This window comes from Pseudomonas fluorescens (assembly GCF_902497895.1).
GTDB classification, from domain to species: domain Bacteria; phylum Pseudomonadota; class Gammaproteobacteria; order Pseudomonadales; family Pseudomonadaceae; genus Aquipseudomonas; species Aquipseudomonas fluorescens_BP.
This window is the reverse complement of record NZ_CABVHQ010000036.1, coordinates 19,349-42,645: the sequence shown is the minus strand read 5'-3', so window position 1 is coordinate 42,645 and position 23,297 is coordinate 19,349. Positions and strand designations below refer to the sequence as shown.

Below are 23,297 nucleotides of genomic sequence, written 5' to 3'. Positions count from 1 at the left end.
TTGCTCGCTTTTTGCGCAATTAGAGAGTCGCAGGAATGAAGCCGTTCGCCTCACGTTATCTGCTCCTTGCCGCATTTTCCCTGCTGCTGGGCGCTTGCCAAAGCACGCCCCCCGCGGCCACCGAGGTTCCGGATAGCCGGGCAGCGACGATCGCGCAGCTGGAGCAAAACCTCGCCAGCAGCGAATTGGCCACCGCCGAAGATCAACTGAGCACCTTGCAGGCCCAATCGCCCAACGACCCGGCGCTGGAGCAGTATCAACGGCAATTGGCCGAGGCCTATTTGCAACGCAGCCAGATCGTCCTGCAAAAAGGCGACGTCAATGCCGCCGCTACCGCGCTGAGTCGTGCCCGGGCATTGATGCCTAAAGCCCCGGCGCTGACCGGCGGCGTCAACAGCGCCATTACCCACGCCCGCAAAGCCGACCTGGATAAAGCCGAAGCGGCCCTGAAAGCTGTCGACCCTAAACCCGTCGCCAAAGTGATCGACCCTACCGCCGAAAGCACCACCGTTGCCCTGAACCTCACCGACATCACCAAGCTGCGCAAGCAACTGGATGCTATTGCCGCTGACGTGGTGAATTACCAATGCGATGTGAGCATTCAGGCGCCGCGCACCGAGGACTATCCGTGGCTGGCCACGCTGCTGAGCAAACGGGTGAAAAAGCTCGACTCCGGTTTTGATCTGCAGATCCAGCGCCAGATCCTGCGCCACATTCCGGCGCAGATGGTTCTGAGTCCGCGCAAGCCTTGATAACAGTCAAAAGATCGCAGCCTGCGGCAGCTCCTACAGAATTGCGTACGCCCGATAATTCACGGTGGTACACGGTCGGTGTGTAGGAGCTGCCGCAGGCTGCGATCTTTATGGTTAACCCGCGCCGAAAAAACTAAGCCGGAATCCCCTTGGCCTTAGGCTCCCGATCCCAGACCCGATGCTGGGCAATCGCCGCAAGGAACGCCTTGAACGCCTTGGCATCCCCGCCGACTATCAATCCCGCATCCGCCTCCAGATGCAGCACATCCAGCAGCTGTTTCGCTTCGCCGTGCAAGGCAATCGCTTTCAGGTGCTTGTACGCCTCCAGCAAGTAATGCAGCGCCACACCATCGGTGCTCAATGCCTGTACCGACTTGGCCCCGCCCGGCACAAACACCGCGTCGAACGCCACTGACGGCAACCCCTCCATGGATGCATCCACCGCGAGGCTTTTGCCGTCCGAGGTGGTGACCGGAGCGGAAGTCGGGCCGAGTAATTTGGCATGGGCGCCTTCGGCTTCCAAAGCCGTCTTCAGTGCGGCAATTGCCGCCCCATCGACACCGTCCGCTGCCAGGATCGCCACTTTGCGGGTTTTGATATCACCCGAGAGCAGGTTGGCCTGACTCAAGGCCGGCGACTGCTCCAGTGAAGTTTTGCGTTCGGCCACCGTCCCGGCTTTCGGCGCAGGCAGGCCCAGGTTCTGCGCCACGCGCCCGGCCAGCTCCAGATCGATATTGGCCAGAATTTCATTGACCTGACGCTCGCGAATCCATAGCCGCTCGACCTTGCCCAACTCGAAGCTGTAGGCGGAGATGATGTGCTCTTGCTCGTGTTTGCTCATGCTCTTGAAGAACAGCCGGGCCTGAGAGAAGTGATCGCTGAACGACTCGCTGCGTTGACGGATCTTCTGCGCGTCGATCCGCTCCGGGTAGCTCTCGAAGCCACCGTCCCGTGCGGCCGGCGGGGTTTCCAGCGGCCAGCCACCATCGACGGAGTTTGGCTCATAAGAGGCACGGCCCTTGTCGATGGTCATGCGATGCATGGCGTCACGCTGACCATTGTGGAACGGCGCCACCGGGCGGTTGATCGGGATCTCGTGAAAGTTCGGTCCACCCAGTCGACTGATCTGCGTATCGGTGTAGGAGAACAGTCGACCTTGCAGCAGCGGGTCGTTGGAGAAATCGATACCGGGCACGATATGCCCAGGGCAAAAGGCAACCTGCTCAGTCTCGGCAAAGAAGTTGTCCGGATTGCGATTGAGCACCATTTTCCCCAGCGGGGTAATCGGCACCAGTTCTTCCGGGATGATCTTGGTCGGATCGAGCAGGTCGAAGTCGAAGCTGTGTTCGTCTTCTTCAGCGACGATTTGCACGCCGAATTCCCACTCCGGATAGTCGCCGCCTTCAATTGACTCCCACAGATCGCGACGATGGAAGTCGGTGTCCTTGCCCGCCAGTTTCTGCGCTTCATCCCAGACCAGAGAACAGGTCCCGGCTTTTGGCCGCCAGTGGAATTTGACGAAGGTGGATTTGCCCTCGGCATTGATCATGCGAAAGGTGTGCACGCCGAAACCCTGCATCGTGCGCAGGCTTTTCGGAATAGCCCGGTCGGACATGGCCCACATCACCATGTGCGCGGATTCCGGCTGCAACGAAACGAAATCCCAGAAGGTGTCGTGAGCCGAACCGCCGGTGGGTATTTCATTGTGCGGCTCGGGTTTTACCGCGTGGACGAAATCGGGAAACTTGATCGCATCCTGGATAAAGAACACCGGCATATTGTTACCGACCAAATCAAAGTTGCCTTCGTCGGTGAAGAATTTCACCGCGAAGCCCCGCACATCACGCACGGTATCGCCGGAACCGCGGGGGCCCTGGACCGTCGAAAAGCGCACGAAGACCGGGGTTTTCTTTCCGGGGTCTTGCAGGAAACCGGCCTTGGTCAGCGCCGTATGTGCTTCATAGGTCTGAAAGTAACCATGAGCGCCAACACCACGGGCATGGACGATGCGCTCGGGAATCCGCTCGTGGTCAAAATGCGTGATTTTTTCACGCATGATGAAGTCTTCCAGCAGCGATGGCCCGCGAGCGCCGACCCTCAAGGTGTTTTTGTTATCGACGACCTTTACGCCCTGATTGGTGCGTAACGCTTGGTCGGTGGCATCAGAGCGAAACGTTTCCAGACTTTGCAATTTGGCGTTGGTATTGCCACGGTCCACAGTGTCGGTTCCGGCCAGCTGGCTCTTCGCTGGGGCAGGCTTCTTGGTACTCATCAGACAAGAACTCCTCGTTTGCGATTCCCGGCGCTCCCGGGCTTCATGGGCAAAAGTCCCCAGGCACGGCACCTGGGTGTTTTCGAGTTGCTTAACTAATGACTGGCACCGATTTGCGCCGTTCCTTTTTTATGACCTTTGATCGCGTTATTGCCAAATGAAAGGATGAATACAAAATAAATGCTAAGAACCTCTATACGGACAGGCTAAAATGCGCGCCCGGCTAACCGCTGACCCTTTCTAACGCGCCCACAAGGTTCGCTACGTGATCGAGTTTCAAAACGTCCATAAAACCTACCGGGTTGCCGGCAAGGATATTCCTGCCCTGCATCCGAGCAGCTTGCGTGTCGAGGATGGTCAGGTGTTTGGCCTGATCGGCCATTCCGGCGCGGGAAAAAGTACCCTGCTGCGCCTGATCAATCGCCTGGAAGCCCCTAGCGGCGGCAAGATCTTCGTCGATGAAGAAGAAGTCACTGCGCTCGATGCCAATGGCCTGCGGCGTTTCCGTCAGCAGGTCGGGATGATCTTCCAGCACTTCAATCTGCTGGCCTCCAAGACCGTTGCCGACAACGTTGCGCTGCCACTGACCCTGGCCGGCGAATTGTCCCGCAGCGAGATCGACCGGCGTGTTGCCGAGTTGCTCGCACGAGTAGGCCTGGCCGACCACGCCAAAAAATACCCGGCGCAGTTGTCCGGCGGCCAGAAGCAGCGAGTCGGCATCGCCCGCGCGCTGGCGACCAAGCCGAAAATCCTGCTCTGCGACGAAGCCACCAGCGCCCTTGACCCGCAAACCACGGCGTCGGTCCTGCAATTGCTGGCCGAGATCAACCGCGAGTTGAACCTGACCATCGTGCTGATCACCCATGAGATGGATGTAATCCGTCGGGTCTGCGATCAGGTCGCGGTGATGGACGCTGGCGTGATCGTCGAACAGGGCACGGTGGCCGAGGTGTTCCTGCATCCCAAGCACCCGACCACCAAGCGTTTTGTGCAGGAAGACGAGCAGATCGATGAAAGCGAACAACGCGATGACTTCGCCCATGTCCCTGGCCGCATAGTGCGTCTGACCTTCCAGGGTGAAGCGACCTACGCGCCATTGCTGGGTACCGTCGCCCGCGAAACGGGTGTGGACTACAGCATCCTGGCCGGTCGTATCGATCGCATCAAAGACGTCCCTTATGGGCAACTGACCCTGGCCGTCACCGGTGGTGACATGGAAGCCGCATTCGCCCACTTCACCGCGGCGGACGTCCATATGGAGGTGCTGCGCTAATGGAAGCCCTTACCCTTTTCTTCGCCAATATCGACTGGTACGAAATCTGGCTGGCCACTGGCGACACCCTGTTGATGCTCGGTGGTTCGTTGCTGTTCACCGTGTTGCTCGGCCTGCCGCTGGGTGTGCTGTTGTTCCTCTGCAGCCCGCGTCAGTTGCTCGAGGCCAGAGGCGTTTACGCGATGCTGTCGCTGGTGGTGAACATCCTGCGTTCGTTGCCCTTCATCATTCTGTTGATCGTGATGATCCCTTTTACCGTACTGATCACTGGCACCTCGCTGGGTGTGGCCGGGGCGATTCCACCGCTGGTAGTGGGCGCGACACCGTTCTTCGCGCGACTGGTGGAAACCGCGCTGCGTGAAGTGGATCGCGGCATTATCGAAGCGACCCAGGCCATGGGCGCGACTACGCGGCAGATCATCATCAATGCCTTGCTGCCGGAAGCGCGACCAGGCATTTTTGCCGCGATCACGGTGACAGCGATTACCTTGGTGTCCTACACCGCGATGGCCGGTGTGGTCGGCGCGGGTGGTCTGGGCGACCTGGCGATTCGTTTCGGTTACCAGCGTTTCCAGACCGACGTCATGGTGGTCACGGTGGTGTTGCTGCTGGTACTGGTACAAATTCTGCAAACCGTCGGCGATAAGCTGGTGGTGCACTTTTCCCGAAAATAACTGAACCGCCAGCCACCGCTGGCAGGCGCCTGGACAGGCACCTAACAAGGAGTTTGCTGGATGAAAAAACTACTCGTCGCGTTCGCTGCCGTTGCAGCGTTTTCCGCTCAGGCACAAACCCTGACCGTGGCCGCAAGCCCGGTGCCGCACGCGGAAATCCTGGAATTCGTTAAACCGGCGCTGGCCAAAGAGGGCGTCGACCTCAAGGTCAAAGTCTTCACCGACTACATCCAGCCGAACGTACAGGTAGCCGAGAAGCGTCTGGACGCCAACTTCTTCCAGCACCAGCCGTACCTGGATGAATTCAACAAGGCCAAGGGCACTAACCTGATCAGCGTTGCCGGCGTGCACCTGGAGCCGCTGGGTGCTTACTCCAGCAAGCACAAGACCCTCGCAGAACTGCCAGGCGGTTCCAACGTGGTGATCCCGAACGACGCCACCAACGGTGGCCGCGCCTTGCTGCTGCTGGCCAAGGCCGGACTGATCAAGTTGAAGGACTCGAACAACATCCTCTCGACCGTCCGCGACATCACCGAGAACGCCAAGGACCTGAAGTTCCGTGAACTGGAAGCCGCCACCATCCCGCGCGTGCTGACCCAGGTCGACCTGGCGCTGATCAACACCAACTATGCGCTGGAAGCCCAGCTCGATCCGGCCAAGGACGCACTGGTCATCGAAGGCAAAGACTCGCCTTACGTGAACATTCTGGTTGCCCGCCCGGACGACAAGGATTCCGAGTCCATGAAAAAACTGGTTACCGCCTTGCAGAGCCCGGAAGTGAAGCAATTCATTCTGGAAAAATACAAAGGCGCGGTATTGCCAGCGTTCTGATGTAAAACGGGGGTGCAATCGCTGCACCCCGCTTCGTTTCAATCCCTTCGCACTAAACCCAAAATCAAAAGATCGCAGCCTGCGGCAGCTCCTACAGAATTTGTGTACACCTATGGACTCATGGGTGTACGCGGTTGGTGTAGGAGCTGCCGCAGGCTGCGATCTTTTGGGGCCACCCGGTTACTTACGCTGCAACATCGCCGGCAACTGAACCACCAGCTTCTGGTTGTTCAACGGTGCTCGAATGAAACCACGCTGGGTGCCGTCCGGGCCGATCACGGCCAGGTTGCCGCTGTGGTCGACGGTGTAGTTGGGTTTGCTGGTATCCGCCGGGATGAACGGAATGCTCACAGCATTGGCGAGTTTCTGCACGTCCTCTACCGAGGCGCCGGTCAGGCCTTTGAAGTCCGGGTCGAAGTAGCCCAGGTACTGCTTGAGCTGCTTGGGGTTGTCACGGGCCGGGTCGACGCTGACCAGGATGATCTGCAGCTTGTCGACCGCCTCCTTGGGCAACTCGCTCTTGATCTGCCGTAGCTGGGCGAGGGTGGTCGGGCAAATGTCCGGGCAGAAGGTGTAGCCGAAAAACAGCAGGCTCCATTTGTCTTTCAGCTCGTTGACCGTAACGCTCTGGCCATCTTGATCAACCATCTGTAGATCCGGCAACTGACGACTTTGCGGCAACAGGATGATCCCGGCATCGATCAGGGCGGTCGGGTCACCCTGGCCTCTGCCATTGAGCACTTTGTTGACGGTAAGTCCCAGGATCAAAGCCACCAGGGCCACGAGAATAAAGACGGTTTTCTGAGTTCGAGTCATAGGCTCAACAATAGGTAGTGGTCTACGAGCAGCGCGATAAACAGCAGGAACAAGTAGTAAATAGAATACTTGAAGGTGTTGATCGCCGCGTGCGGCCGAGTGCCACGGTACAGCACGAAGGCCCATTGCAGAAACCTCGCGCCAAGGCCCAGGGCGCAAATCAGGTAAAGCATTCCACTCATGTGGATGACAAACGGCAGCAGGCTGACCGCGAGCAGGACGAAGGTGTAGAGCACAATGTGGACCTTGGTGTAGTGCTCGCCATGGGTCACCGGCAACATCGGGATATCGGCCTTGGCGTATTCCTCCTTGCGGTGAATCGCCAGCGCCCAGAAGTGCGGCGGGGTCCAGGCGAAGATGATCAGTACCAGCAGCAGCGGCTCGGCACTGACATGCCCGGTGACGGCGACCCAGCCGAGCAACGGTGGAGCGGCGCCGGCCAGCCCGCCGATCACAATATTCTGCGGTGTGGCGCGCTTGAGAAAACCGGTGTAGATCACCGCATAGCCGAGCAGCGAGGCCAAGGTCAGCCAGGCGGTCAACGGGTTAGTGAAGGCCAGCAGCACGCCTTGGCCAGCCAGCGCCAACGCAAAAGCGAAGGTCAGCGCCGCGGTCGGTGAGACCCGTCCTTCGGCCAGTGGCCTCTTGTGGGTCCGGGCCATGACCGCATCAATCCGCCGGTCCACCACATGGTTGACCGCCGCCGCGCCTCCCGCGCACATCGCGATCCCCAGATTGCCGAACACCAGCACCGTCCACGGCACCCCGGCGCGGGTGGCGAGAAACATCCCCACCAGTGAAGTGATGAGCATCAGCACCACCACCTTGGGTTTGGTCAGCTCCAGATAGTCACGCCAGATTGCCTGACTGTGACGTTCGCCGATCAAAGTCGCCATGGCATCTCTCCTTTTATTGTTATAGGGCCGCCTGAATGTTTGCGCGGGCTGAGCCGCCAACGCACAGGGACCTGATGCTTGACCCGAACCAGGCTGGTTCGCGCGTGGTAATTGACCAGTACCAGCGTCAGCAGCAGCGCCGCTCCGCCAGCGTTATGGGCGACCGCAACCGGCAGTGGCAGATGCAACAACACATTGCTCACCCCCAGGCTGATCTGCACGCCCAGTGCCACCAGCACCACCCCGGCAAGACGGCTCATACCCACCGCCCGCAATTGCCAGGCCAGCCCCAGCAGCACCAGGGTGACCACCAGCGCGCCAATACGATGAGTCAGATGAATCGCGGTGCGGGCATCGCTGTCCAGTTGGCCGCCGAGGTAATTCGGGCCGATGTGCTGGGTCAGGTGAAAGCCATTGGCGAAGTCGGCGGCCGGCAGCCACTGCCCATGACAAGTAGGAAAGTCGATACAGGCCACCGCCGCATAGTTGGAGCTGACCCAGCCACCCAGAGCGATTTGCCCGATCACCAGCAATAATCCGGCAGTCGCCCAGTACTGCAGGCGCCGCGGCACCGTCAGCGCCGGCAACACCCCAGACAGGCGCAGTGTCAGCAAAAACAACAGGCTCAAGGTGGCAAAACCGCCGAGCAAATGCCCGGTGACTACTTGCGGCCAGAGCTTGAGGGTCACCGTCCACATGCCGAACGCCGCTTGAGCGCACACCACCGCCAGCAAAAACAGCGGTAGCTTCAACGGGTGCCCCGGGTGATGACGATGGGTCCAGGCCCGTGCGGCCAGCAACACAATCAGCAACCCCAAGGCCCCGGCGAAGTAGCGGTGGACCATTTCGTTCCAGCCCTTATGGGCCTCCACTGGCGCATCGGGATAGTGCAGTTCGGCATGGGCCAGCTGGGCTTCGCTTTTCGGCACACTGATAAAACCGTAGCAGCCTGGCCAGTCCGGGCAGCCCAGCCCGGCATGAGTCAGCCGGGTATAGGCACCGAGCAATACCACAATCAGTGCCAGCAAAGTGGCAAACAACGCGAGGCGAAATCCAGGTTTGGCCATGACGATGCCCTTATCCGATGTTCGACAGTTTCAGCAGATGGCGCAGGTCGTTGAGCAAATCCTTGCCTTTGACCCTGGCGTCATAGCGCAACACCAGGTTGCCGTGGGGATCGATGATCCACAGTTGCGCCGTACCATGGCCCTGCGCGGCCTTGCCCCCGACACCTTGAGTGAAGATCGGCAGATCAAGTGAATAGCGCTGCAGCTGCGGGTACTCGAGTTTCAGTTTAGCGTCGTAATCGGCACTCAGCGGCTGGGCGACAGCCAGTGCATGAGTAGCGCGAGAGGCGTCGCGGCCCAGACCGATCTGGATTTGTCGCGCCATGTAAACCAACTGCTGGCAGTCCACGGAACAGTCCTGTGGTGCACTGACCAGAATCTGCCAGCGGCTTTCGTCAGCCTGCACGCCAAGGTCGGCGCGAGTCTGACCGTTGCCGATCAATTCGCCGTGATAACTGCGACTTTCCGGAACCCAGAACTGCCATTTGTACATGCCGGTGGCGAGGACCATCGGGCCGATCACCATCATCAGGATCAGGATCAGCTGCCAGCGTCCGCGTCGACGACTTGGGGACTTGCGCGTCTCAGACATGTTGGGTGGATTCATGGCCGCTCCCATGGTGTTTCTCCCTTGCGTTGTGCCAACCGAGATAGAGATAAAGGCCGAACAGTGCCACCGCCATGGCGAACCACTGCACGGCATAACCGAGATGCTTTTCCGGCCCCATGGCCACTACCGGCCAATCGGCCTGGTAGGTGGCAGGACCGCTTTCTGCGCGCAGCTCAAAGGCAAAACCGTTACGCCCCAACTCGGCCCAAAGGCTGGCCGGAGCCACTGCCGTCACCAGCCGCGGCCACTTCGCGCCCACCGGGTCGGCATGCAGCTGGAAGGTTGCGCCCGGGGCGACATAGACCCAGGCATCGAGGTCCAGCGTTTGCGTGGGGGTGGTGAACACCGGTGGGATGCGCCGATCCGGCCATGGCAGCCAGCCGCGATTGAGCAACAACCACAGGCCGCTGGGCTGGTCGAAAAACGCTTGCAGCAGCTCGACCCCGACCTTGCCGTCGCGGATGCGGTTATCCAGCAGGAAGCTGTGCTCGGCGTCGAACTGCCCGTGCAGGCGCACTCGCCGGAACGCCGGGTCCTCATCCGGCAATTGCTCGAGGGCAACCGGTTGCGCCGCCCGGCGATCGGCGTAGCTGTCGAGCAGCAGGCGTTTCTGTTCGCCCCGGTCCAATTGCCAGAAGCCGAGGAAGATCATCAGTGGCAGCAGCACCAGAACCACAAGGGTCGGTGCAATGCCCGGACGAAAACCATTCATGGCGTCGCCGCAGATGCAGGAATTCGACTAGCTATACTGACTCGCATCGCGTTCCCCCCGGAGTATCACCATGCTTAAAGCCGCAATCGTCCTGTTGCTGATTGCCACGGTCATCAGCCTGTTCAGTGGCCTGTTCTTTCTGGTCAAGGACGAAAGCAATTCGAACCGACTGGTCATTGCCCTGACTGTTCGTGTCAGCCTGGCCGCCATCACCGTCGGCTTGATTGCCTGGGGTTTCTTCAGCGGCCAGCTGGTGTCCCACGCGCCCTGGTAAGCAAAACGTCAGAGCACGTACACAAAGACAAACAAACCGATCCACACCACATCGACGAAGTGCCAATACCAAGCGGCCGCTTCGAAGCCGAAGTGATGCTCGGCATTGAAGTGCCCGCGCAGGATCCGCATCATCATCACGAACAGGATGATGGTGCCGATGGTCACGTGGGCGCCGTGAAAGCCGGTGAGCATGAAGAAAGTCGCACCGTAGACACCCGAGCCCAGGGTCAGACCCAGCTCGTGATAGGCGTGGATATATTCTTCGGCCTGAAAGCCAAGGAACCCGCAGCCCAGCAAGACCGTGATCGCCAGCCAGATTTTCAGCGCGCCGCGATGACCTTTTTTCAAGGCATGGTGGGCGATGGTCAAGGTCACACTGGAGCTGACCAGCAACACCGTGTTGAGCAACGGCAACCCCCAGGGGCTGATGACCTCCTTGGGTGCTGGAAAGAGTTTCGGGTCGGGGTTGTTCAGCAGTGGCCAGATGAACTCGAAGTTCGGCCATAGCATGTGCGCGACACCTTTGGCCCCCTCGCCACCCAACGCCGGGCCGGAAATGTTTCGCACGTAAAACAGCGCACCGAAGAACGCGATGAAGAACATCACTTCGGAGAAGATGAACCAGCTCATCCCCCAGCGAAATGAGCGATCCATCTGCGCACTGTACAAACCGGAGCGGCTCTCCTTGATCACCGTGCCAAACCAGCCGAACAGCATGTAGGCCAGCAGCAGGCTGCCGATAAAGAAAATCAGCGGCCCGTGGGATTCCGGTCGTGCGGCCTTGAGGTCATTGAACCAGGTACCCAGACCATACATGGTGATCAGCATGCCAAACGTGGCAATGATCGGCCATTTGCTCTGGGCTGGAACGTAATAATGCTCGTGAGTTGCCATTTATTGTTCTCCTTATCGGGCACGCTTCAACGCCTGGCTACCTGGATCAGTTAGTGGCCACAGGTGGATGGCGAGCGGTGATATCGAACAGCGTGTAAGCCAGCGTCAGGTGTTTCACATCCTTGGGCATGTCGCGGTCAACGATGAAACGCACCGGCATCTCGATCCGCTGCCCCGGCTGCAAAACCTGCTGGGTGAAGCAGAAACACTCGGTCTTGTGGAAGTACATCGCCGCCTCGGCCGGAGAAATACTCGGAATCGCCTGGGCGGTCATGGGGTGATCGGTCGGGTTGTAGGCCACGAACAGCATCTCGTTGACCGCCCCGGGATACACCAGGATTTCGTCGGACTTGGAGTAGAAATCCCAGACCATGTCGATGGAGTTGGTGGAGAGAAACTGCACGCGCACCTGGCGCGACTGGTCTATCGCCTGTGTGCCTTCGTACTGCCCGGCAGTCTTGCCATTGATGCCGAACGCCTTGCACATCACGTCGTAGATCGGCACCAGGGCAAAACCGAAGGCGAACATCGCCACCACCAGAATCAGCAGGCGGGTGACCAGGCGCTTGATAGGCACAGACTCAGCCATGATCGACTCCCGGCAGGCGGTTCATTTCACCTCCGGCGGCGTGGTGAAGGTGTGATACGGAGCCGGCGACGGAATGCTCCACTCCAGACCTTCAGCGCCATCCCAAGGTTTGGCCGGGGCGGGTTCGCCGCTGCGGATGCACTTGATGACGATGAACAGGAAGAAGATCTGCGTGGCGCCGAACATGAAGGCACCGATCGAGGAGACCATGTTGAAGTCGGCGAACTGCAGGTTGTAGTCCGGGATACGCCGCGGCATCCCCGCCAGCCCGACAAAGTGCATCGGGAAGAAGGCCATGTTCATGCCGATGAAGGACAGCCAGAAGTGCAGCTTGCCCAAGGTCTCGTCGTACATGTGCCCGGTCCACTTCGGCAGCCAGTAATAGGCTGAGGCGAAGATCCCGAAGATCGCCCCCGGCACCAGCACGTAGTGGAAGTGCGCCACCACAAAGTAGGTGTCGTGGTACTGGAAGTCCGCCGGGGCGATGGCCAGCATCAGCCCGGAGAAGCCACCGATGGTGAACAGGATCACGAAGGCCACCGCGAACAGCATCGGCGTCTCGAAGCTCAACGAGCCTTGCCACATGGTGCTCGCCCAGTTGAACACCTTGACCCCGGTCGGCACCGCGATCAGCAGCGTGGCGTACATGAAGAACAGTTCGCCCACCAACGGAATGCCCACCACGAACATGTGGTGCGCCCAGACGATGAATGACAGGAAGGCAATACTCGCCGTGGCATAGACCATCGAGGTGTAACCAAACAACGGTTTGCGCGAGAAGGCCGGGATGATCGCGCTGACGGCACCGAAGGCCGGCAGGATCATGATGTACACCTCGGGGTGACCGAAAAACCAGAACACATGCTGGAACAGCACCGGATCACCACCACCGGCGGCACTGAAGAAGCTGGTGCCGAAGTGGATGTCCATCAGCATCATGGTCACGCAACCGGCCAGCACCGGCATCACCGCGATCAACAGGAATGCGGTGATCAGCCAGGTCCAGACGAACAGCGGCATTTTCATCAAGGTCATGCCGGGCGCACGCAGGTTGAGGATGGTGGCGATCACGTTGATCGCGCCCATGATCGAGCTGATACCCATCAAGTGAATGGCAAAGATGAAAAAGGTCACGCTTTCCGGCGCGTAGGTGGTCGACAATGGGGCGTAGAAGGTCCAGCCGAAGTTCGGCCCGCCACCCGGTGAAAACAGGGTCGAGACCAACAACAGGAACGCCGCCGGCAACAGCCAGAAGCTGAAGTTGTTCATCCGTGGCAGGGCCATGTCCGGAGCACCGATCATCAACGGGATCATCCAGTTGGCAAGGCCGACGAACGCCGGCATCACCGCACCGAAGACCATGATCAGCCCGTGCATGGTGGTCATCTGGTTGAAGAATTCCGGCTGGACGATTTGCAGGCCCGGCTGGAACAACTCGGCGCGGATCACCATGGCGAACGAACCGCCGAGCAGGAACATCGCAAAGCTGAACCACAGGTACATGGTCCCGATGTCTTTATGGTTGGTGGTCAGCACCCAGCGCATCAAGCCTTTGGCCGGGCCGTGGGCGTGTTCATGGGCAACATGAGTGCGGTCATCGGTCAAAGTACTCATGTCCTGTCTCCTGCAAACGGGTGAACGGTGCGGTCAAGGGCCATGAGCCCCAACCGGTTCCGGGAACACGCAATAGACCGGGTCATTTGCTTTGCGCCTGTTTCAGAGCCAGCACGTCTTGGGGCGTGACCATGTCGCCCTTGCTGTTGCCCCAGGCATTACGCTCATAGGTCACAACGGCGGCGATATCGACTTCCGAAAGCTGTTTGCCGAAGGCGGCCATGGAAGTGCCTGGCTTGCCGTGGTAGACAATGCTCAGGTGACCTTCCTTCGGTCCGGTGGCGATTTTCGAGCCCTTGAGCGCCGGGAACATCGGCGGCAGGCCCTGGCCCTCGGCCTGGTGACAGGCCACGCAGGTGGTGTGGTAGACCTTGTCGCCACGGGCTACCAGCTCTTCAAGAGTCCACTCTTTGGAAGTCAGTTCCTTGAGTTTGCCGGCCTCGGCTTTGCGTTCAGCCAGCCAGGTGTCGTAATCGGCTTTGGACTTGACCTCGACCACAATCGGCATGAAGCCGTGATCCTTGCCGCATAGCTCAGTGCATTGACCGCGGTAGAGGCCGGGCTTCTCGACCCGGGTCCAGGCTTCGTTGACGAAGCCCGGAATCGCATCGCGCTTCACCGCAAAGGCCGGAACCCACCAGGAGTGGATCACATCCGCGGCTGTCACTAGAAAGCGCACCTTGGCACCGACCGGCAGCACCAGCGGCTGGTCGACTTCCAATAGATAGTGCTCACCCTTGGTGGCCTGGTTATGGATTTGCTCGGCGGGGGTGGCCATATTGCTGAAGAACTCAACGTCCTGGCCCAGGTACTTGTAATGCCACTTCCACTGGTAGCCGGTGACCTGGATGTCCACATCCGATTCCGTGCTGTCGTAGATTTCGATAAGGGTTTTGGTCGCGGGGATGGCCATCGCCACCAGAATCAGGAAAGGCACGATGGTCCACAGGATTTCGACCGTCGTACTTTCATGAAACTTGGCAGCCACCTGACCGGTAGAACGACGGTGGACGATCATCGACCAGAACATGGCACCGAAAACCACGATGCCAATCACCACACAGATCCAGAAAATGGTCATGTGCAGGTCGAATACCTTGTTACTTACCTCAGTAGCCCCAGGCGCCATATTCACGGTCCAGGCGGCTTGCGCCTGGCTGAATATTGACCACAACACAAGGCCCACCCAGACTTGTGGATGTCGCATCATTGCGGGTTCCCCTTATCGTTCTTTTTATCCCGCCGGCTTTCACCTGCGGCCAAGGACGCGGCTGCCCCAGACTACGAACTCAAACCGCGAAACCTCGGCTGCACCTGCAGTCGGGCGTCATCAGCTAACTCCATACAGACCCGAGTATAGACAGCGACTCAGACCTCGCAATGCGATGGCGTAAATCAGCTGAGACAGGTTGGTCTTGCGCCTGAGGCCGCGGAGGGAGAGGGATACCTGACGAATGGTGGCAAATGGATATAACGTAGGCATATAACCATGAAATAATTATGACAAATGCGTCTAAGCAGTTTTTGCACGCAAGCTAACTTATGTCTTCCCTATTTCTTTGCCTCGTTCCCTGGAGTTTTCATGAACACCGCCGCATTGCGCGAGCAGATTCAACACGCCCTTCAACATGAAGCCGAAACCGGCGATTTGACGCGTCAGCTGGAAACCCAACTACCGCACCTTCACCCGGCCATCCAGCTACCCGATGCCGACGCCAAGGGCGTTTTGACTCGTTTTGTTACAGCTTATATAGAACAAGTCCCGGATTTGCTCGACGCGGCCAATGAAGTGGCGCGCGAAGCAGGCATCGAAGATCAGATCAAACCTGTTCTGAAAATCGCCGAGCAGTTCTTCATCCAGCCGCCGGCGATCATGGAGGGCCATACAGGCCTTGATGGCCTTTTGGACGAAGCCTACCTGGCTCTTCGTCTGGTGGAGGAGGTCAACGATCTTTACATCAAGCATTTTGGTCAGCCATTGATCCCGCTGGACATGACTGTCGCCAACCTGATCACCCACCAGCTGATCGGCGAAGCATTCGCCAACCAACTGGATGAGGCGGTGCATCACGCCGTAGACGAAATGCTCAATGAAGAGAGCTTCGCCCTGGAATCTGTCGAGACCTACCGCGAAAAACTCGCCAGCCCGGACACCGGGGCCGCGTGGAAGCGCTGGCCATGCCTGTCGCGCCAACTGGGCGTAGAGTTGGAGCTCGATCAACCGGCTGTGTGACCCTCTCAATACCAATCACGGTATTGGAAACCGAGCACAGAACCCTGTGGCGAGGGGGCTTGCCCCCGCTCGGCCGCGCAGCGGCCCTAAAACCAGCCACCATGTTTCGTCAGGTAAAACCCATTAGCCGGTTTACGACTGCTGCGCAGCCGAGCGGGGGCAAGCCCCCTCGCCACAAATTGGCGCTCGGTTCGGGATCTATGTCAGATCCCGGCCGACCCCATCCCTGCCGTCGTACGCAATCGCCCTTCCAGCCGGCGCTTCAAGCCACGCGCCTCGATCACCAGCTTCGAGCCTTTGGCCGCGTTGGCCCGGCCCCATTCCTCCAGCAGCTCAAGGCAGGAATGGTCGATGTAACTCAGGTTATTCAACGGCACATGCACCGTAGCACCCGCTGGAATGGTCGCCAGTACCTGAGTCAATGCAGGCACCTTGAGAAAGGTCGCCGCACCGATCAAGCGCAACTCCATTTCGCCCTCAGGGGGCAAATCGATCAGGCTGATTTTCAGCCGCGAGGCCTTCCAGGCGAGTTTCGCCAAGGTCAGGCCAAAACCGATCAGCACACCCGTCAGCAGATCAGTGAAGATGATTGCCAGGGCTGTGGCTGCGTAGGTCAGCATCGGCATCCGGCCATAACGACCAAGCCCGCGAAAGGCCTTGAGGTCGACCAGTTTTATCCCGGTGTAGACCAACACCCCGGCCAGACTCGCCACAGGAATGCTTTGCAGCACACTGGACAGCAGCAGTACAAAAGCCAGTAACCATACGCCATGGAATATCGCCGAGAGCCGTGTGGTCGCGCCAGCCTGCACATTCGCCGAACTGCGTACGATCACCCCGGTCATCGGCAGCGCACCGAGCAGACCGCAGAGCATGTTGCCAACGCCCTGTGCCGACAATTCCCGATCGAAATCCGAACGCTGTCCGTTGTGCATGCGATCCACCGCCGCAGCCGACAACAGCGTTTCGGCACTGGCGATAAAGGCCACGGCGAATGCCGCGATCAACAGGTTAGGATCGGCCAGATTGAGCAAGTCGGACGGTCGCAGCCAATCAATCGCGTCTGCCAGATTGGCCGGTACTTCGACGCGTTTGACCTGCAACGCGAGGACAAGGCTCGCGACAGTCGTAAGGCCGACACCGAGCAGGGCGCCAGGAACAAAGCGCAGCGACTGTGGGCGCAACTTGTCCCACAGCCACATCACCATGATCGTCGACAGCCCGAGCAGCCCGGCTTGCCAGCCGAGCCCGCCACCCAGTGTCGGCAATGCCTGAGCCAGAGCAGCGGGGAAGCCGGTCAAGTTGTCCAGCCCGGAAGGCTTGGGTGCGCCGTCGAGCATCACATGGACCTGCGACAGCACGATCAACACGCCGATCCCGGCGAGCATCCCGTAGACCACTGCCGGTGCCGTGACCCTGAACCAGCACCCCAAACGCAGGCGTCCGGCGACCAGTTGCAGAAAGCCGGCCAGCAACAGAATCGGCCCGAGCATGGCCATCCCGTGCTGGCGCACCACTTCAAACACCAAGACCGCCAGACCCGCAGCCGGGCCGCTGACCTGGAGCGGCGAGCCCGCCAGCCAACCGACCACCAGGCCACCGATAATCCCGGTGATCAGGCCTTTGGCCGGCGGCATGCCGGAAGCAATAGCGATGCCCATGCACAAGGGCAGGGCGACGAGAAACACCACCACCGAAGCCAACAGCTCCCGTGGCAGAACAGCTTTTAATTGTGCAGCACGCATGAGGACTCTCCCGAGGCTTTCTTCAGGCGTGGCAAAGCCCGACCGCTGAATCAGCAGCCACGGCTAAACCACAGCAGGATAATTAGGAAGATCTAGAAGCGCGCTTTGGGCGTCGCAACGGGAATCGGATGGCTGCCATCCAGCGGCAGGAAACACCCCTGGTCCGCGTCGTAGGCTTTGATTTGACTGGTTTCGATGTTGTAGACCCAGCCATGGATAAACAGCTGACCTTTGGCCATGCGCGAGGCCACCGATGGGTGAGTGCGCAAGTGCTGCAACTGGGCAATGACGTTTTCTTCGGTCAGCACATGCATGCTTTCTGCCTCGTCAGCACAATCACAGTTGTCCTGCACCATCGTCTTGGCCACTTCCGCATGGAGCAGCCAGGCTTTGACCGTGGGCATTTTTTCAAGGCTTTGTGGATTGAGCACCGCGCGCATCGCGCCACAATCGGAGTGCCCGCAAATGATGATGTGCTGCACGCCCAGCGCCAGGACGGCGTACTCGATGGCGGTGGATACGCCTCCGTTCATTTGCCCGTAAGGCGGCACCACGTTACCCACGTTGCGGGTCACGAACAGATCGCCAGGGGCGCTTTGGGTGATCAATTCCGGAACGATGCGCGAATCGGCACAGGCGATGAACATCGCCCTTGGCTGTTGGGCCGTGGCGAGTTTTTTGAAGAGTTCTTCCTGCTGCGGAAAAATCTCGTGATGGAAATGCAAAAAGCCGTCAACGATATGCTGCAGCGCTGCATCGGCGCTTTCGGCCTCCGGGAGGGTTGAAGCCGACGCAGCCAACGGCTGTTTATCCTTGTCACTCATGATTCATCCTCTTTGACGGATTAAGGGAATTTTCCGGTTTTATCCGGCACGAGGCCAGTGTTTGAATAAAAAACATCCACCCCCGCAAACCGCGACCAACCGGTCACTCGATGAACAAGGTAACTGTCGAAACTTAACTCAAACTGAATCAAGCGCTCTAGCACGCCGGTTCCAAGTCGGGGAAAAAGTGACCAGCGTATAAATCGCCCCTTCGTGGACACTATTCAACGATAGGTCAATTCCCTCTAAAGCAGCGACATCTGGCTGCCCGGCGGGCAAAAAGCCTCGCAATCGAGATTGAAACCCTCTCGTCGATTCAACCCAAGCCGTTTGATGGCTTTGGCAAAACGTTGCGCCAGCAAATCGGCAAAGGGTCCTTCACCCCGCATGCGTGCGCCGAAGCGACTGTCGTACAGCTCACCACCACGGCTTTGGCGAATCAGGCTCAACACGTGGGCTGCGCGCTGCGGGTAGTGGGCGGCCAACCATTCCTCAAACAGCGGCGCGACCTCCAGCGGCAGCCGCAGCATCATATAGGCTGCACTTTGTGCACCTGCGGCGTGGGCTTCGTTGAGCAGGCTTTCCAGTTCACTGTCGTTGATCATCGGAATCATCGGCGAACACAGCACTCCTACCGGGATTCCCGCCTCCCGCATCACCCGGATCGCCCGCAGCCGAGCCTTGGGCGCCGCGGCCCGTGGTTCAAGGATGCGTTTGAGTTTGTCGTCCAGAGAGGTGAGGCTGATCATCACGGCCACCAGGTGCTGTTTTGCCAGTTCCGCGAGCAAATCCAGATCACGAAGAATCAGCGAGCCCTTGGTGATAATCGTCACCGGATGGCGATAGCGCAGCAGCACCTCCAGGGTTCGGCGAGTGATTTTGTGCTCGCGCTCGATCGGTTGATAGGGGTCGGTATTGGACCCGAGGTTGATCGGCGCGCATTTGTAGCCGCGCTTCGAGAGCTGCTGCTCCAGTACATCGCCAGCATTGGTCTTGGCGATCAGTTTGGTCTCGAAATCCAGCCCCGGCGACAGGTCCCAGTAGGCATGACTGGGCCGTGCGTAGCAGTAGATACAACCGTGTTCGCAGCCACGATAGGGATTGATCGAACGATCAAAGGGCAGGTCCGGCGAGGTGTTGCGCGTGATGATGGTTTTCGCCGTCTCGATGCGCACTTCGGTGCCTTGGGTTTCGGGCACTTCCTGATACCAGCCGTCGTCCTCGGCGACCGAGCGGTTCGGCGCGAAGCGATTGTGCGGATTGGTTGCGGTGCCGCGCCCGCGAGGGGGCAATGGAGTCATCTCGAACGAACCTCGAAAGCTGTATGAACATACAGTATCCGAGTACCTGAATTCTGACCAGCACCGTTCGGCACCTCAGAAGTGCTAAAAATTATATGAATGTCTGAAGGTCCGAGTCCGCGACAGTCGCTCGGAGAAAAACGATGACACATATAAAGTCTGCACAGACGCCAAGAGTATCTATGGTTAGTTTTACTCACACGCATCATTAAAATAAACATACAGGTATTCAGTAATGTCATTTTTCAATCAGCGCGGTATCTTCATGCAACTGCTGGCACCCACCACAGTCAATCCGAATGAAGCACAAGTTTCCATGCAACTGGCGCGAAAAGAGTTGGGTTGGGATGCTGAAAACCAGGTGCAAACCGAGATCCTTGTCGACTCTACCTTCGTAACCGCCGTCTCCCGGGATGGGGGCCGCTCCTTCAGCATCCGCGCCACCGCACCGGATGTTGACGGCAATCGTGTTATCAACAATGAGGATAAAGCCAAACTTCTCGCGTTGGCCGTGGCTTATACCAGCATTGTCAATCCGTGATGAGCCTTTAGGCGCATGCTTACATAAAAAAGACATTAACCCTGTACGAAGTTTCTTCGCACAGGGGATCTATTTATATAGACCAGGCATCCACCAATTGTGTTTCGTTATTTACCCAAGCGTGTCGGCCGATGTCGGTTTCATATCATCATTCTGTAAGTCAACCCATTCGCTTTTTCCCCATACTTCACAATTCTTGACCTCCACCTCACAGGTCTTTGACCGGCTCGGGTCAATACTGCGCTCCATTGGTCCTCCTCATGCCTGGCGTCTCATGCATGTCGAAAATCCGCGTCTTACCTGCTTTGTATCTTTCTTTCATGGTGATATTCGCGACGGCACCGGCTCAAGCCGAGAAAGCTACGTCGAGGCCCGCTGAATGGGCGCAGCCCATCGAAGTTCAGTACAACCTGTACCAGATGTCACCGACACTCTACCGTAGTGCTTTACCCGATGAAGGCGCAGTCCCCTTGCTGAGGACACTCAAGGTCGCAACAGTGATCAACTTCTTGCCGGAATCGGACTCAAGCTGGTTATCGGCGCCCGGCATTACCCAAGTGCAACTGCCTTATCGAACCAACCACGTCGATGACGCCGACGTATTGGCCGCGGTACGCGCGATACAGGCCGCCGAAAGCCAAGGCCCGGTATTGATGCACTGCAAACATGGATCGGATCGCACCGGCTTGATGGCCGCGATGCACCGCGTGGTGGTGCAGGGATGGACTAAAGAGGAGGCCCTGAATGAAATGACCCAAGGCGGATTTGGAGATAACAGCCACTTCAAGGATGGCATTCGCTACATGATGCAGGCCGACGTCGAAAAACTGCGCACTGCGCTGGCCAGCGGAGCCTGTAGTACCAGCCCGTTCGCGATCTGCTCGATGAAAAGCTGGTTCAAAACCGCCGACGTTGAATAGTCGACGGTATTTGAAGGGTAACTTTCGCGGTCGAGATTCAGTGCTGATCGTCAGGCTTTTTCTTCAACTTCGGATTCGGAAAAAACTGCACTGCCTGGACTTTTGCATCCGGCGCTTTCAACGCCGAGACATTGACCCTGGTACCCAATTCCTTGGGCACCGACAGTCCTTGCTCGTTGAGCGTGTCGGAATAACCGCAGGCCACGCATTCGCGGTGCGGTACGTCGTCTTCGCTCCACATCATCAACTTGTCCGGCTCGCTGCATGCCGGGCAGACGGCCCCGGCGATGAAGCGTTTTTTGGTTTTGCTCACAGGTTCATCACTCATGCTGCCGCGACCTCAGTCAGGCCGCTGTGGCGCAAGAGTGCGTCAATTGACGGTGCACGTCCGCGGAAATCGACGAACAGCACCATCGGCTCCTGAGAACCACCGCGGGCCAGAATCGCTTCACGGAACGCACGACCGGTCTCGGCGTTGAACACGCCTTCTTCCTCGAACCTCGAAAAAGCGTCAGCCGACAGCACTTCGGCCCATTTGTAGCTGTAGTAACCCGCCGCATAACCGCCGGCGAAGATATGCGCAAAGCTGTTGGGAAAACGGTTGTAGGCTGGCGGACGCATGACCGAGACCTCGTCACGTATACCTTCGAGCACCTGCGCTACGCTACGGCCGTCACCGTGAGTGGCATGCAGCTCGAAGTCGAACAACGAGAACTCCAGTTGGCGAACCATCATCAGGCCGGACTGGAAGTTCTTCGCCGCCAGCATTTTTTCCAGCAGGTCCTGGGGTAGCGGCTCACCGGTTTCGTAGTGACCGGAAATCAGCGCCAGGCCTTCCGGCTCCCAGCACCAGTTCTCCATGAACTGGCTCGGCAACTCCACCGCATCCCAGGCCACGCCATTGATACCGGACACCCCGGAATACTCGACGCGGGTCAGCAGGTGGTGCAGGCCGTGACCGAACTCGTGGAACAGGGTGGTAACTTCATCGTGGGTCAACAGGGCTGGTTTGCCGCTGTCTGCCGGGGTGAAGTTGCACACCAGATTCGCCACCGGGCTTTGCAGCACGCCTTCGGCGGTACGTCGACGATCGCGTGCACCGTCCATCCAGGCACCGCCGCGTTTGTTGGCGCGGGCATACAGGTCGAAGAAGAAACGCCCGACGTGCTGGCCGTTTTCCTTGATTTCAAACAGCCGAACATCCGGGTGCCAGGTGTCGAAGCCTTTCAGCTCGGCGATCTCGATGCCGTACAGACGCTGAACGATGGCGAACAAGCCGCTCAGTACCTTGTCGATCGGGAAGTAGGCGCGCAGTGCTTCCTGGGCCACGCTGTAACGCTGTTCCCGGAGTTTCTCGCCGTAGAAACCGCTGTCCCAGCTTTGCAGGTCCGGGCAGCCTTGCTCGGCGGCGTAGGCCTTGAGTTGTTCCAGGTCCAACGCGGCGAACGGTTTGCTGCGTTTGGCCAGATCGCGCAGGAAGCTCAGCACCTGATCGCTGGATTCGGCCATCTTGGTCGCCAGGCTCAGCTGCGAGAAACTGGCGAAACCCAACAGTTGCGCCAGCTCCTGACGCAGGTCGAGAATTTCTTCCATTACCGGGCCGTTGTCGTTCTGACCGGCGTTCGGGCCCTGGTCCGACGCACGGGTGCAGTAGGCGGCGTAGACTTCTTCGCGTAGCGCACGGTCCTGGGCGTAGGTCATCACGGCAAAATAGCTCGGGAATTCCAGACTGATCAGCCAGCCATCCAGGCCTTTGGCCTGGGCCGCAGCCGCCATTTGCGCCTTGGCCGAGTCGGTCAGACCGGTCAGGGCCGCTTCGTCGGTGACGTGTTTGGTCCAGGCCTGGGTGGCATCGAGCAATTGATTGGAGAAGCGGCTGCCCAGTTCGGAGAGTTTGCTCTGCACTTCGGCGTAACGCTTTTGTTGCGCCTCGGGCAAATCAATACCCGACAGACGGAAATCGCGCAGGGCGTGTTCCAGAATGGTTTTTTGCGCAATCTCGAACTCAGCGGATTGCGGGCTATTGGCCAAGGCTTCGAAGGCCTGGAACAGCTCGCGGTTCTGGCCCAACTCAGTGGCATAGGCACTCAAGGCCGGCAGGCAGGCCTCATAAGCTTCACGCAGCTCAGGACTGTTGCACACGGCGTTCAGGTGGCTGACCGGGCTCCAGGCAGCGCCCAGGCGATCGTTGAGTTCATCCATGGCCAGTACCAGGCCAGCCCAGTCAGGCTGTTGGCCGTGGCTTTCGAGGATGCCGGCGATGGCGGCGCGGTTGTCAGCGAGGATCTGTTCGATGGCCGGTTGCACGTGCTCGGCACGGATCGCCGAGAACGGCGGCAAGTCGTAGGGCTGCAGAAGAGGGTTGTTCACGCTCACGGTTTGGCACCTTGGCTGGAAGAAACATCGGGCCATCTTAATTACAATCGACACTTACTGCAGCTATCAGCTCCATTAATA

At 58.9% G+C, this 23,297-nt stretch carries 23 protein-coding genes; 8 read left to right on the top strand and 15 right to left on the bottom strand.

Annotated elements, in window-relative coordinates; genetic code table 11:
- Positions 1 to 35 precede the first annotated feature (35 nt).
- Entirely contained in the window at positions 36 to 752 is a 717-nt protein-coding gene (locus tag F8N21_RS18440) for a PA5502 family lipoprotein (RefSeq protein ID WP_150643482.1), read from the top strand.
- A gap of 133 nt (positions 753 to 885) precedes the next feature.
- Here F8N21_RS18440 and katE read toward each other — a convergent pair whose 3' ends face one another.
- Entirely contained in the window at positions 886 to 3,096 is a 2,211-nt protein-coding gene (gene katE, locus F8N21_RS18435; RefSeq protein WP_224788253.1) for a catalase HPII, read from the bottom strand.
- Between the two features lie 193 nt (positions 3,097 to 3,289).
- Here katE and F8N21_RS18430 point away from each other — a divergent pair, with 193 nt between their 5' ends.
- Genes F8N21_RS18430 through F8N21_RS18420 form a run of 3 tightly spaced genes read left to right on the top strand, consistent with a single transcriptional unit; the run spans position 3,290 to position 5,802 of the window.
- Complete coding sequence (locus F8N21_RS18430) at positions 3,290 to 4,297, top strand: methionine ABC transporter ATP-binding protein (protein ID WP_150643480.1); 1,008 nt, start codon at positions 3,290 to 3,292, stop codon at positions 4,295 to 4,297.
- The gene (locus F8N21_RS18425; RefSeq protein ID WP_150643479.1) at positions 4,297 to 4,971 is read left to right on the top strand and encodes a methionine ABC transporter permease; all 675 of its coding nucleotides are present in this window, start codon (positions 4,297 to 4,299) and stop codon (positions 4,969 to 4,971) included. Before F8N21_RS18430 ends, F8N21_RS18425 begins: the two co-directional genes overlap by 1 nt.
- A 60-nt stretch (positions 4,972 to 5,031) precedes the next feature.
- Positions 5,032 to 5,802, top strand: a complete 771-nt coding sequence (locus F8N21_RS18420; protein WP_150643478.1) for a MetQ/NlpA family ABC transporter substrate-binding protein — start codon at positions 5,032 to 5,034, stop codon at positions 5,800 to 5,802.
- 180 nt (positions 5,803 to 5,982) lie between these two features.
- Here the strand turns inward: F8N21_RS18420 and F8N21_RS18415 are convergent, their stop codons facing one another.
- Genes F8N21_RS18415 through F8N21_RS18395 form a run of 5 tightly spaced genes read right to left on the bottom strand, consistent with a single transcriptional unit; the run spans position 5,983 to position 9,903 of the window.
- Positions 5,983 to 6,618, bottom strand: a complete 636-nt coding sequence (locus F8N21_RS18415) for an SCO family protein (protein ID WP_150643477.1) — start codon at positions 6,616 to 6,618, stop codon at positions 5,983 to 5,985.
- A complete protein-coding gene (gene cyoE, locus F8N21_RS18410; RefSeq protein WP_150643476.1) occupies positions 6,615 to 7,514 on the bottom strand; it encodes a heme o synthase in 900 nt (299 codons plus the stop codon). Before cyoE ends, F8N21_RS18415 begins: the two co-directional genes overlap by 4 nt.
- Complete coding sequence (locus F8N21_RS18405; protein ID WP_150643475.1) at positions 7,502 to 8,581, bottom strand: COX15/CtaA family protein; 1,080 nt, start codon at positions 8,579 to 8,581, stop codon at positions 7,502 to 7,504. Before F8N21_RS18405 ends, cyoE begins: the two co-directional genes overlap by 13 nt.
- A gap of 10 nt (positions 8,582 to 8,591) precedes the next feature.
- Positions 8,592 to 9,200: a hypothetical protein gene (locus tag F8N21_RS18400; protein ID WP_150643474.1), complete on the bottom strand. Its 609-nt coding sequence runs from the start codon at positions 9,198 to 9,200 to the stop codon at positions 8,592 to 8,594.
- Positions 9,166 to 9,903, bottom strand: coding sequence for an SURF1 family protein (locus F8N21_RS18395; RefSeq protein WP_150643473.1), 738 nt, complete (start codon positions 9,901 to 9,903; stop codon positions 9,166 to 9,168). The genes F8N21_RS18400 and F8N21_RS18395 overlap by 35 nt, the downstream gene beginning before the upstream one ends.
- Before the next feature lie 70 nt (positions 9,904 to 9,973).
- On the opposite strand from F8N21_RS18395, the gene F8N21_RS18390 reads away from it, so the two are divergent.
- Positions 9,974 to 10,177 carry a twin transmembrane helix small protein gene (locus tag F8N21_RS18390; protein WP_150643472.1) on the top strand — a complete coding sequence of 68 codons (204 nt, stop codon included), beginning with the start codon at positions 9,974 to 9,976 and terminating at the stop codon, positions 10,175 to 10,177.
- 8 nt (positions 10,178 to 10,185) lie between these two features.
- On the opposite strand, the gene F8N21_RS18385 is transcribed toward F8N21_RS18390, so the two are convergent.
- From F8N21_RS18385 to coxB, 4 genes are all read right to left on the bottom strand, one after another.
- Entirely contained in the window at positions 10,186 to 11,073 is an 888-nt protein-coding gene (locus F8N21_RS18385) for a cytochrome c oxidase subunit 3 (RefSeq protein WP_150643471.1), read from the bottom strand.
- Between the two features lie 46 nt (positions 11,074 to 11,119).
- On the bottom strand, positions 11,120 to 11,662 hold the full coding sequence (locus F8N21_RS18380; RefSeq protein ID WP_150643470.1) for a cytochrome c oxidase assembly protein: 543 nt from the start codon (positions 11,660 to 11,662) through the stop codon (positions 11,120 to 11,122).
- 21 nt (positions 11,663 to 11,683) lie between these two features.
- Positions 11,684 to 13,276: a cytochrome c oxidase subunit I gene (gene ctaD / locus F8N21_RS18375; RefSeq protein WP_150643469.1), complete on the bottom strand. Its 1,593-nt coding sequence runs from the start codon at positions 13,274 to 13,276 to the stop codon at positions 11,684 to 11,686.
- 82 nt (positions 13,277 to 13,358) lie between these two features.
- Entirely contained in the window at positions 13,359 to 14,486 is a 1,128-nt protein-coding gene (gene coxB / locus F8N21_RS18370; RefSeq protein ID WP_150643468.1) for a cytochrome c oxidase subunit II, read from the bottom strand.
- Between the two features lie 372 nt (positions 14,487 to 14,858).
- Between coxB and F8N21_RS18365 the strand changes: the two genes are divergently transcribed.
- Entirely contained in the window at positions 14,859 to 15,509 is a 651-nt protein-coding gene (locus tag F8N21_RS18365; protein WP_150643467.1) for a hypothetical protein, read from the top strand.
- A 203-nt stretch (positions 15,510 to 15,712) separates the two neighbouring features.
- Here the strand turns inward: F8N21_RS18365 and F8N21_RS18360 are convergent, their stop codons facing one another.
- The 3 genes from F8N21_RS18360 to F8N21_RS18350 all read right to left on the bottom strand — a co-directional run bounded on the left by F8N21_RS18360 (position 15,713) and on the right by F8N21_RS18350 (position 19,379).
- Positions 15,713 to 17,254, bottom strand: a complete 1,542-nt coding sequence (locus F8N21_RS18360; protein ID WP_150643466.1) for a SulP family inorganic anion transporter — start codon at positions 17,252 to 17,254, stop codon at positions 15,713 to 15,715.
- Between the two features lie 92 nt (positions 17,255 to 17,346).
- Positions 17,347 to 18,078, bottom strand: coding sequence for a carbonic anhydrase (locus tag F8N21_RS18355; RefSeq protein ID WP_150643465.1), 732 nt, complete (start codon positions 18,076 to 18,078; stop codon positions 17,347 to 17,349).
- A gap of 245 nt (positions 18,079 to 18,323) precedes the next feature.
- On the bottom strand, positions 18,324 to 19,379 hold the full coding sequence (locus tag F8N21_RS18350) for a PA0069 family radical SAM protein (RefSeq protein WP_150643464.1): 1,056 nt from the start codon (positions 19,377 to 19,379) through the stop codon (positions 18,324 to 18,326).
- A gap of 235 nt (positions 19,380 to 19,614) precedes the next feature.
- On the opposite strand from F8N21_RS18350, the gene F8N21_RS18345 reads away from it, so the two are divergent.
- Both F8N21_RS18345 and F8N21_RS18340 read left to right on the top strand, forming a co-directional pair.
- Entirely contained in the window at positions 19,615 to 19,920 is a 306-nt protein-coding gene (locus tag F8N21_RS18345; protein WP_150643463.1) for a hypothetical protein, read from the top strand.
- 278 nt (positions 19,921 to 20,198) lie between these two features.
- Positions 20,199 to 20,840 carry a tyrosine-protein phosphatase gene (locus F8N21_RS18340; RefSeq protein ID WP_150643462.1) on the top strand — a complete coding sequence of 214 codons (642 nt, stop codon included), beginning with the start codon at positions 20,199 to 20,201 and terminating at the stop codon, positions 20,838 to 20,840.
- A gap of 37 nt (positions 20,841 to 20,877) precedes the next feature.
- Here the strand turns inward: F8N21_RS18340 and F8N21_RS18335 are convergent, their stop codons facing one another.
- A complete protein-coding gene (locus tag F8N21_RS18335) occupies positions 20,878 to 21,168 on the bottom strand; it encodes a YheV family putative zinc ribbon protein (RefSeq protein WP_150643461.1) in 291 nt (96 codons plus the stop codon).
- A complete protein-coding gene (gene prlC, locus F8N21_RS18330; protein ID WP_191624350.1) occupies positions 21,165 to 23,252 on the bottom strand; it encodes an oligopeptidase A in 2,088 nt (695 codons plus the stop codon). Before prlC ends, F8N21_RS18335 begins: the two co-directional genes overlap by 4 nt.
- Positions 23,253 to 23,297: the final 45 nt, after the last annotated feature.

Bases quoted from the DNA above. Each gene is read 5' to 3' on its own strand.
- F8N21_RS18335 (WP_150643461.1), bottom strand. From the start codon at position 21,168: ATGAGTGATGAACCTGTGAGCAAAACCAAAAAACGCTTCATCGCCGGG.
- F8N21_RS18380 (WP_150643470.1), bottom strand. From the start codon at position 11,662: ATGGCTGAGTCTGTGCCTATCAAGCGCCTGGTCACCCGCCTGCTGATT.
- F8N21_RS18420 (WP_150643478.1), top strand. From the start codon at position 5,032: ATGAAAAAACTACTCGTCGCGTTCGCTGCCGTTGCAGCGTTTTCCGCT.
- cyoE (WP_150643476.1), bottom strand. From the start codon at position 7,514: ATGGCGACTTTGATCGGCGAACGTCACAGTCAGGCAATCTGGCGTGAC.
- F8N21_RS18425 (WP_150643479.1), top strand. From the start codon at position 4,297: ATGGAAGCCCTTACCCTTTTCTTCGCCAATATCGACTGGTACGAAATC.
- coxB (WP_150643468.1), bottom strand. From the start codon at position 14,486: ATGATGCGACATCCACAAGTCTGGGTGGGCCTTGTGTTGTGGTCAATA.
- F8N21_RS18345 (WP_150643463.1), top strand. From the start codon at position 19,615: ATGTCATTTTTCAATCAGCGCGGTATCTTCATGCAACTGCTGGCACCC.
- F8N21_RS18355 (WP_150643465.1), bottom strand. From the start codon at position 18,078: ATGAGTGACAAGGATAAACAGCCGTTGGCTGCGTCGGCTTCAACCCTC.
- F8N21_RS18415 (WP_150643477.1), bottom strand. From the start codon at position 6,618: ATGACTCGAACTCAGAAAACCGTCTTTATTCTCGTGGCCCTGGTGGCT.
- F8N21_RS18360 (WP_150643466.1), bottom strand. From the start codon at position 17,254: ATGCGTGCTGCACAATTAAAAGCTGTTCTGCCACGGGAGCTGTTGGCT.
- F8N21_RS18365 (WP_150643467.1), top strand. From the start codon at position 14,859: ATGAACACCGCCGCATTGCGCGAGCAGATTCAACACGCCCTTCAACAT.
- F8N21_RS18395 (WP_150643473.1), bottom strand. From the start codon at position 9,903: ATGAATGGTTTTCGTCCGGGCATTGCACCGACCCTTGTGGTTCTGGTG.
- ctaD (WP_150643469.1), bottom strand. From the start codon at position 13,276: ATGAGTACTTTGACCGATGACCGCACTCATGTTGCCCATGAACACGCC.
- prlC (WP_191624350.1), bottom strand. From the start codon at position 23,252: ATGGCCCGATGTTTCTTCCAGCCAAGGTGCCAAACCGTGAGCGTGAAC.
- F8N21_RS18440 (WP_150643482.1), top strand. From the start codon at position 36: ATGAAGCCGTTCGCCTCACGTTATCTGCTCCTTGCCGCATTTTCCCTG.
- F8N21_RS18350 (WP_150643464.1), bottom strand. From the start codon at position 19,379: ATGACTCCATTGCCCCCTCGCGGGCGCGGCACCGCAACCAATCCGCAC.
- F8N21_RS18390 (WP_150643472.1), top strand. From the start codon at position 9,974: ATGCTTAAAGCCGCAATCGTCCTGTTGCTGATTGCCACGGTCATCAGC.
- F8N21_RS18400 (WP_150643474.1), bottom strand. From the start codon at position 9,200: ATGGGAGCGGCCATGAATCCACCCAACATGTCTGAGACGCGCAAGTCC.
- F8N21_RS18385 (WP_150643471.1), bottom strand. From the start codon at position 11,073: ATGGCAACTCACGAGCATTATTACGTTCCAGCCCAGAGCAAATGGCCG.
- F8N21_RS18405 (WP_150643475.1), bottom strand. From the start codon at position 8,581: ATGGCCAAACCTGGATTTCGCCTCGCGTTGTTTGCCACTTTGCTGGCA.
- F8N21_RS18340 (WP_150643462.1), top strand. From the start codon at position 20,199: ATGTCGAAAATCCGCGTCTTACCTGCTTTGTATCTTTCTTTCATGGTG.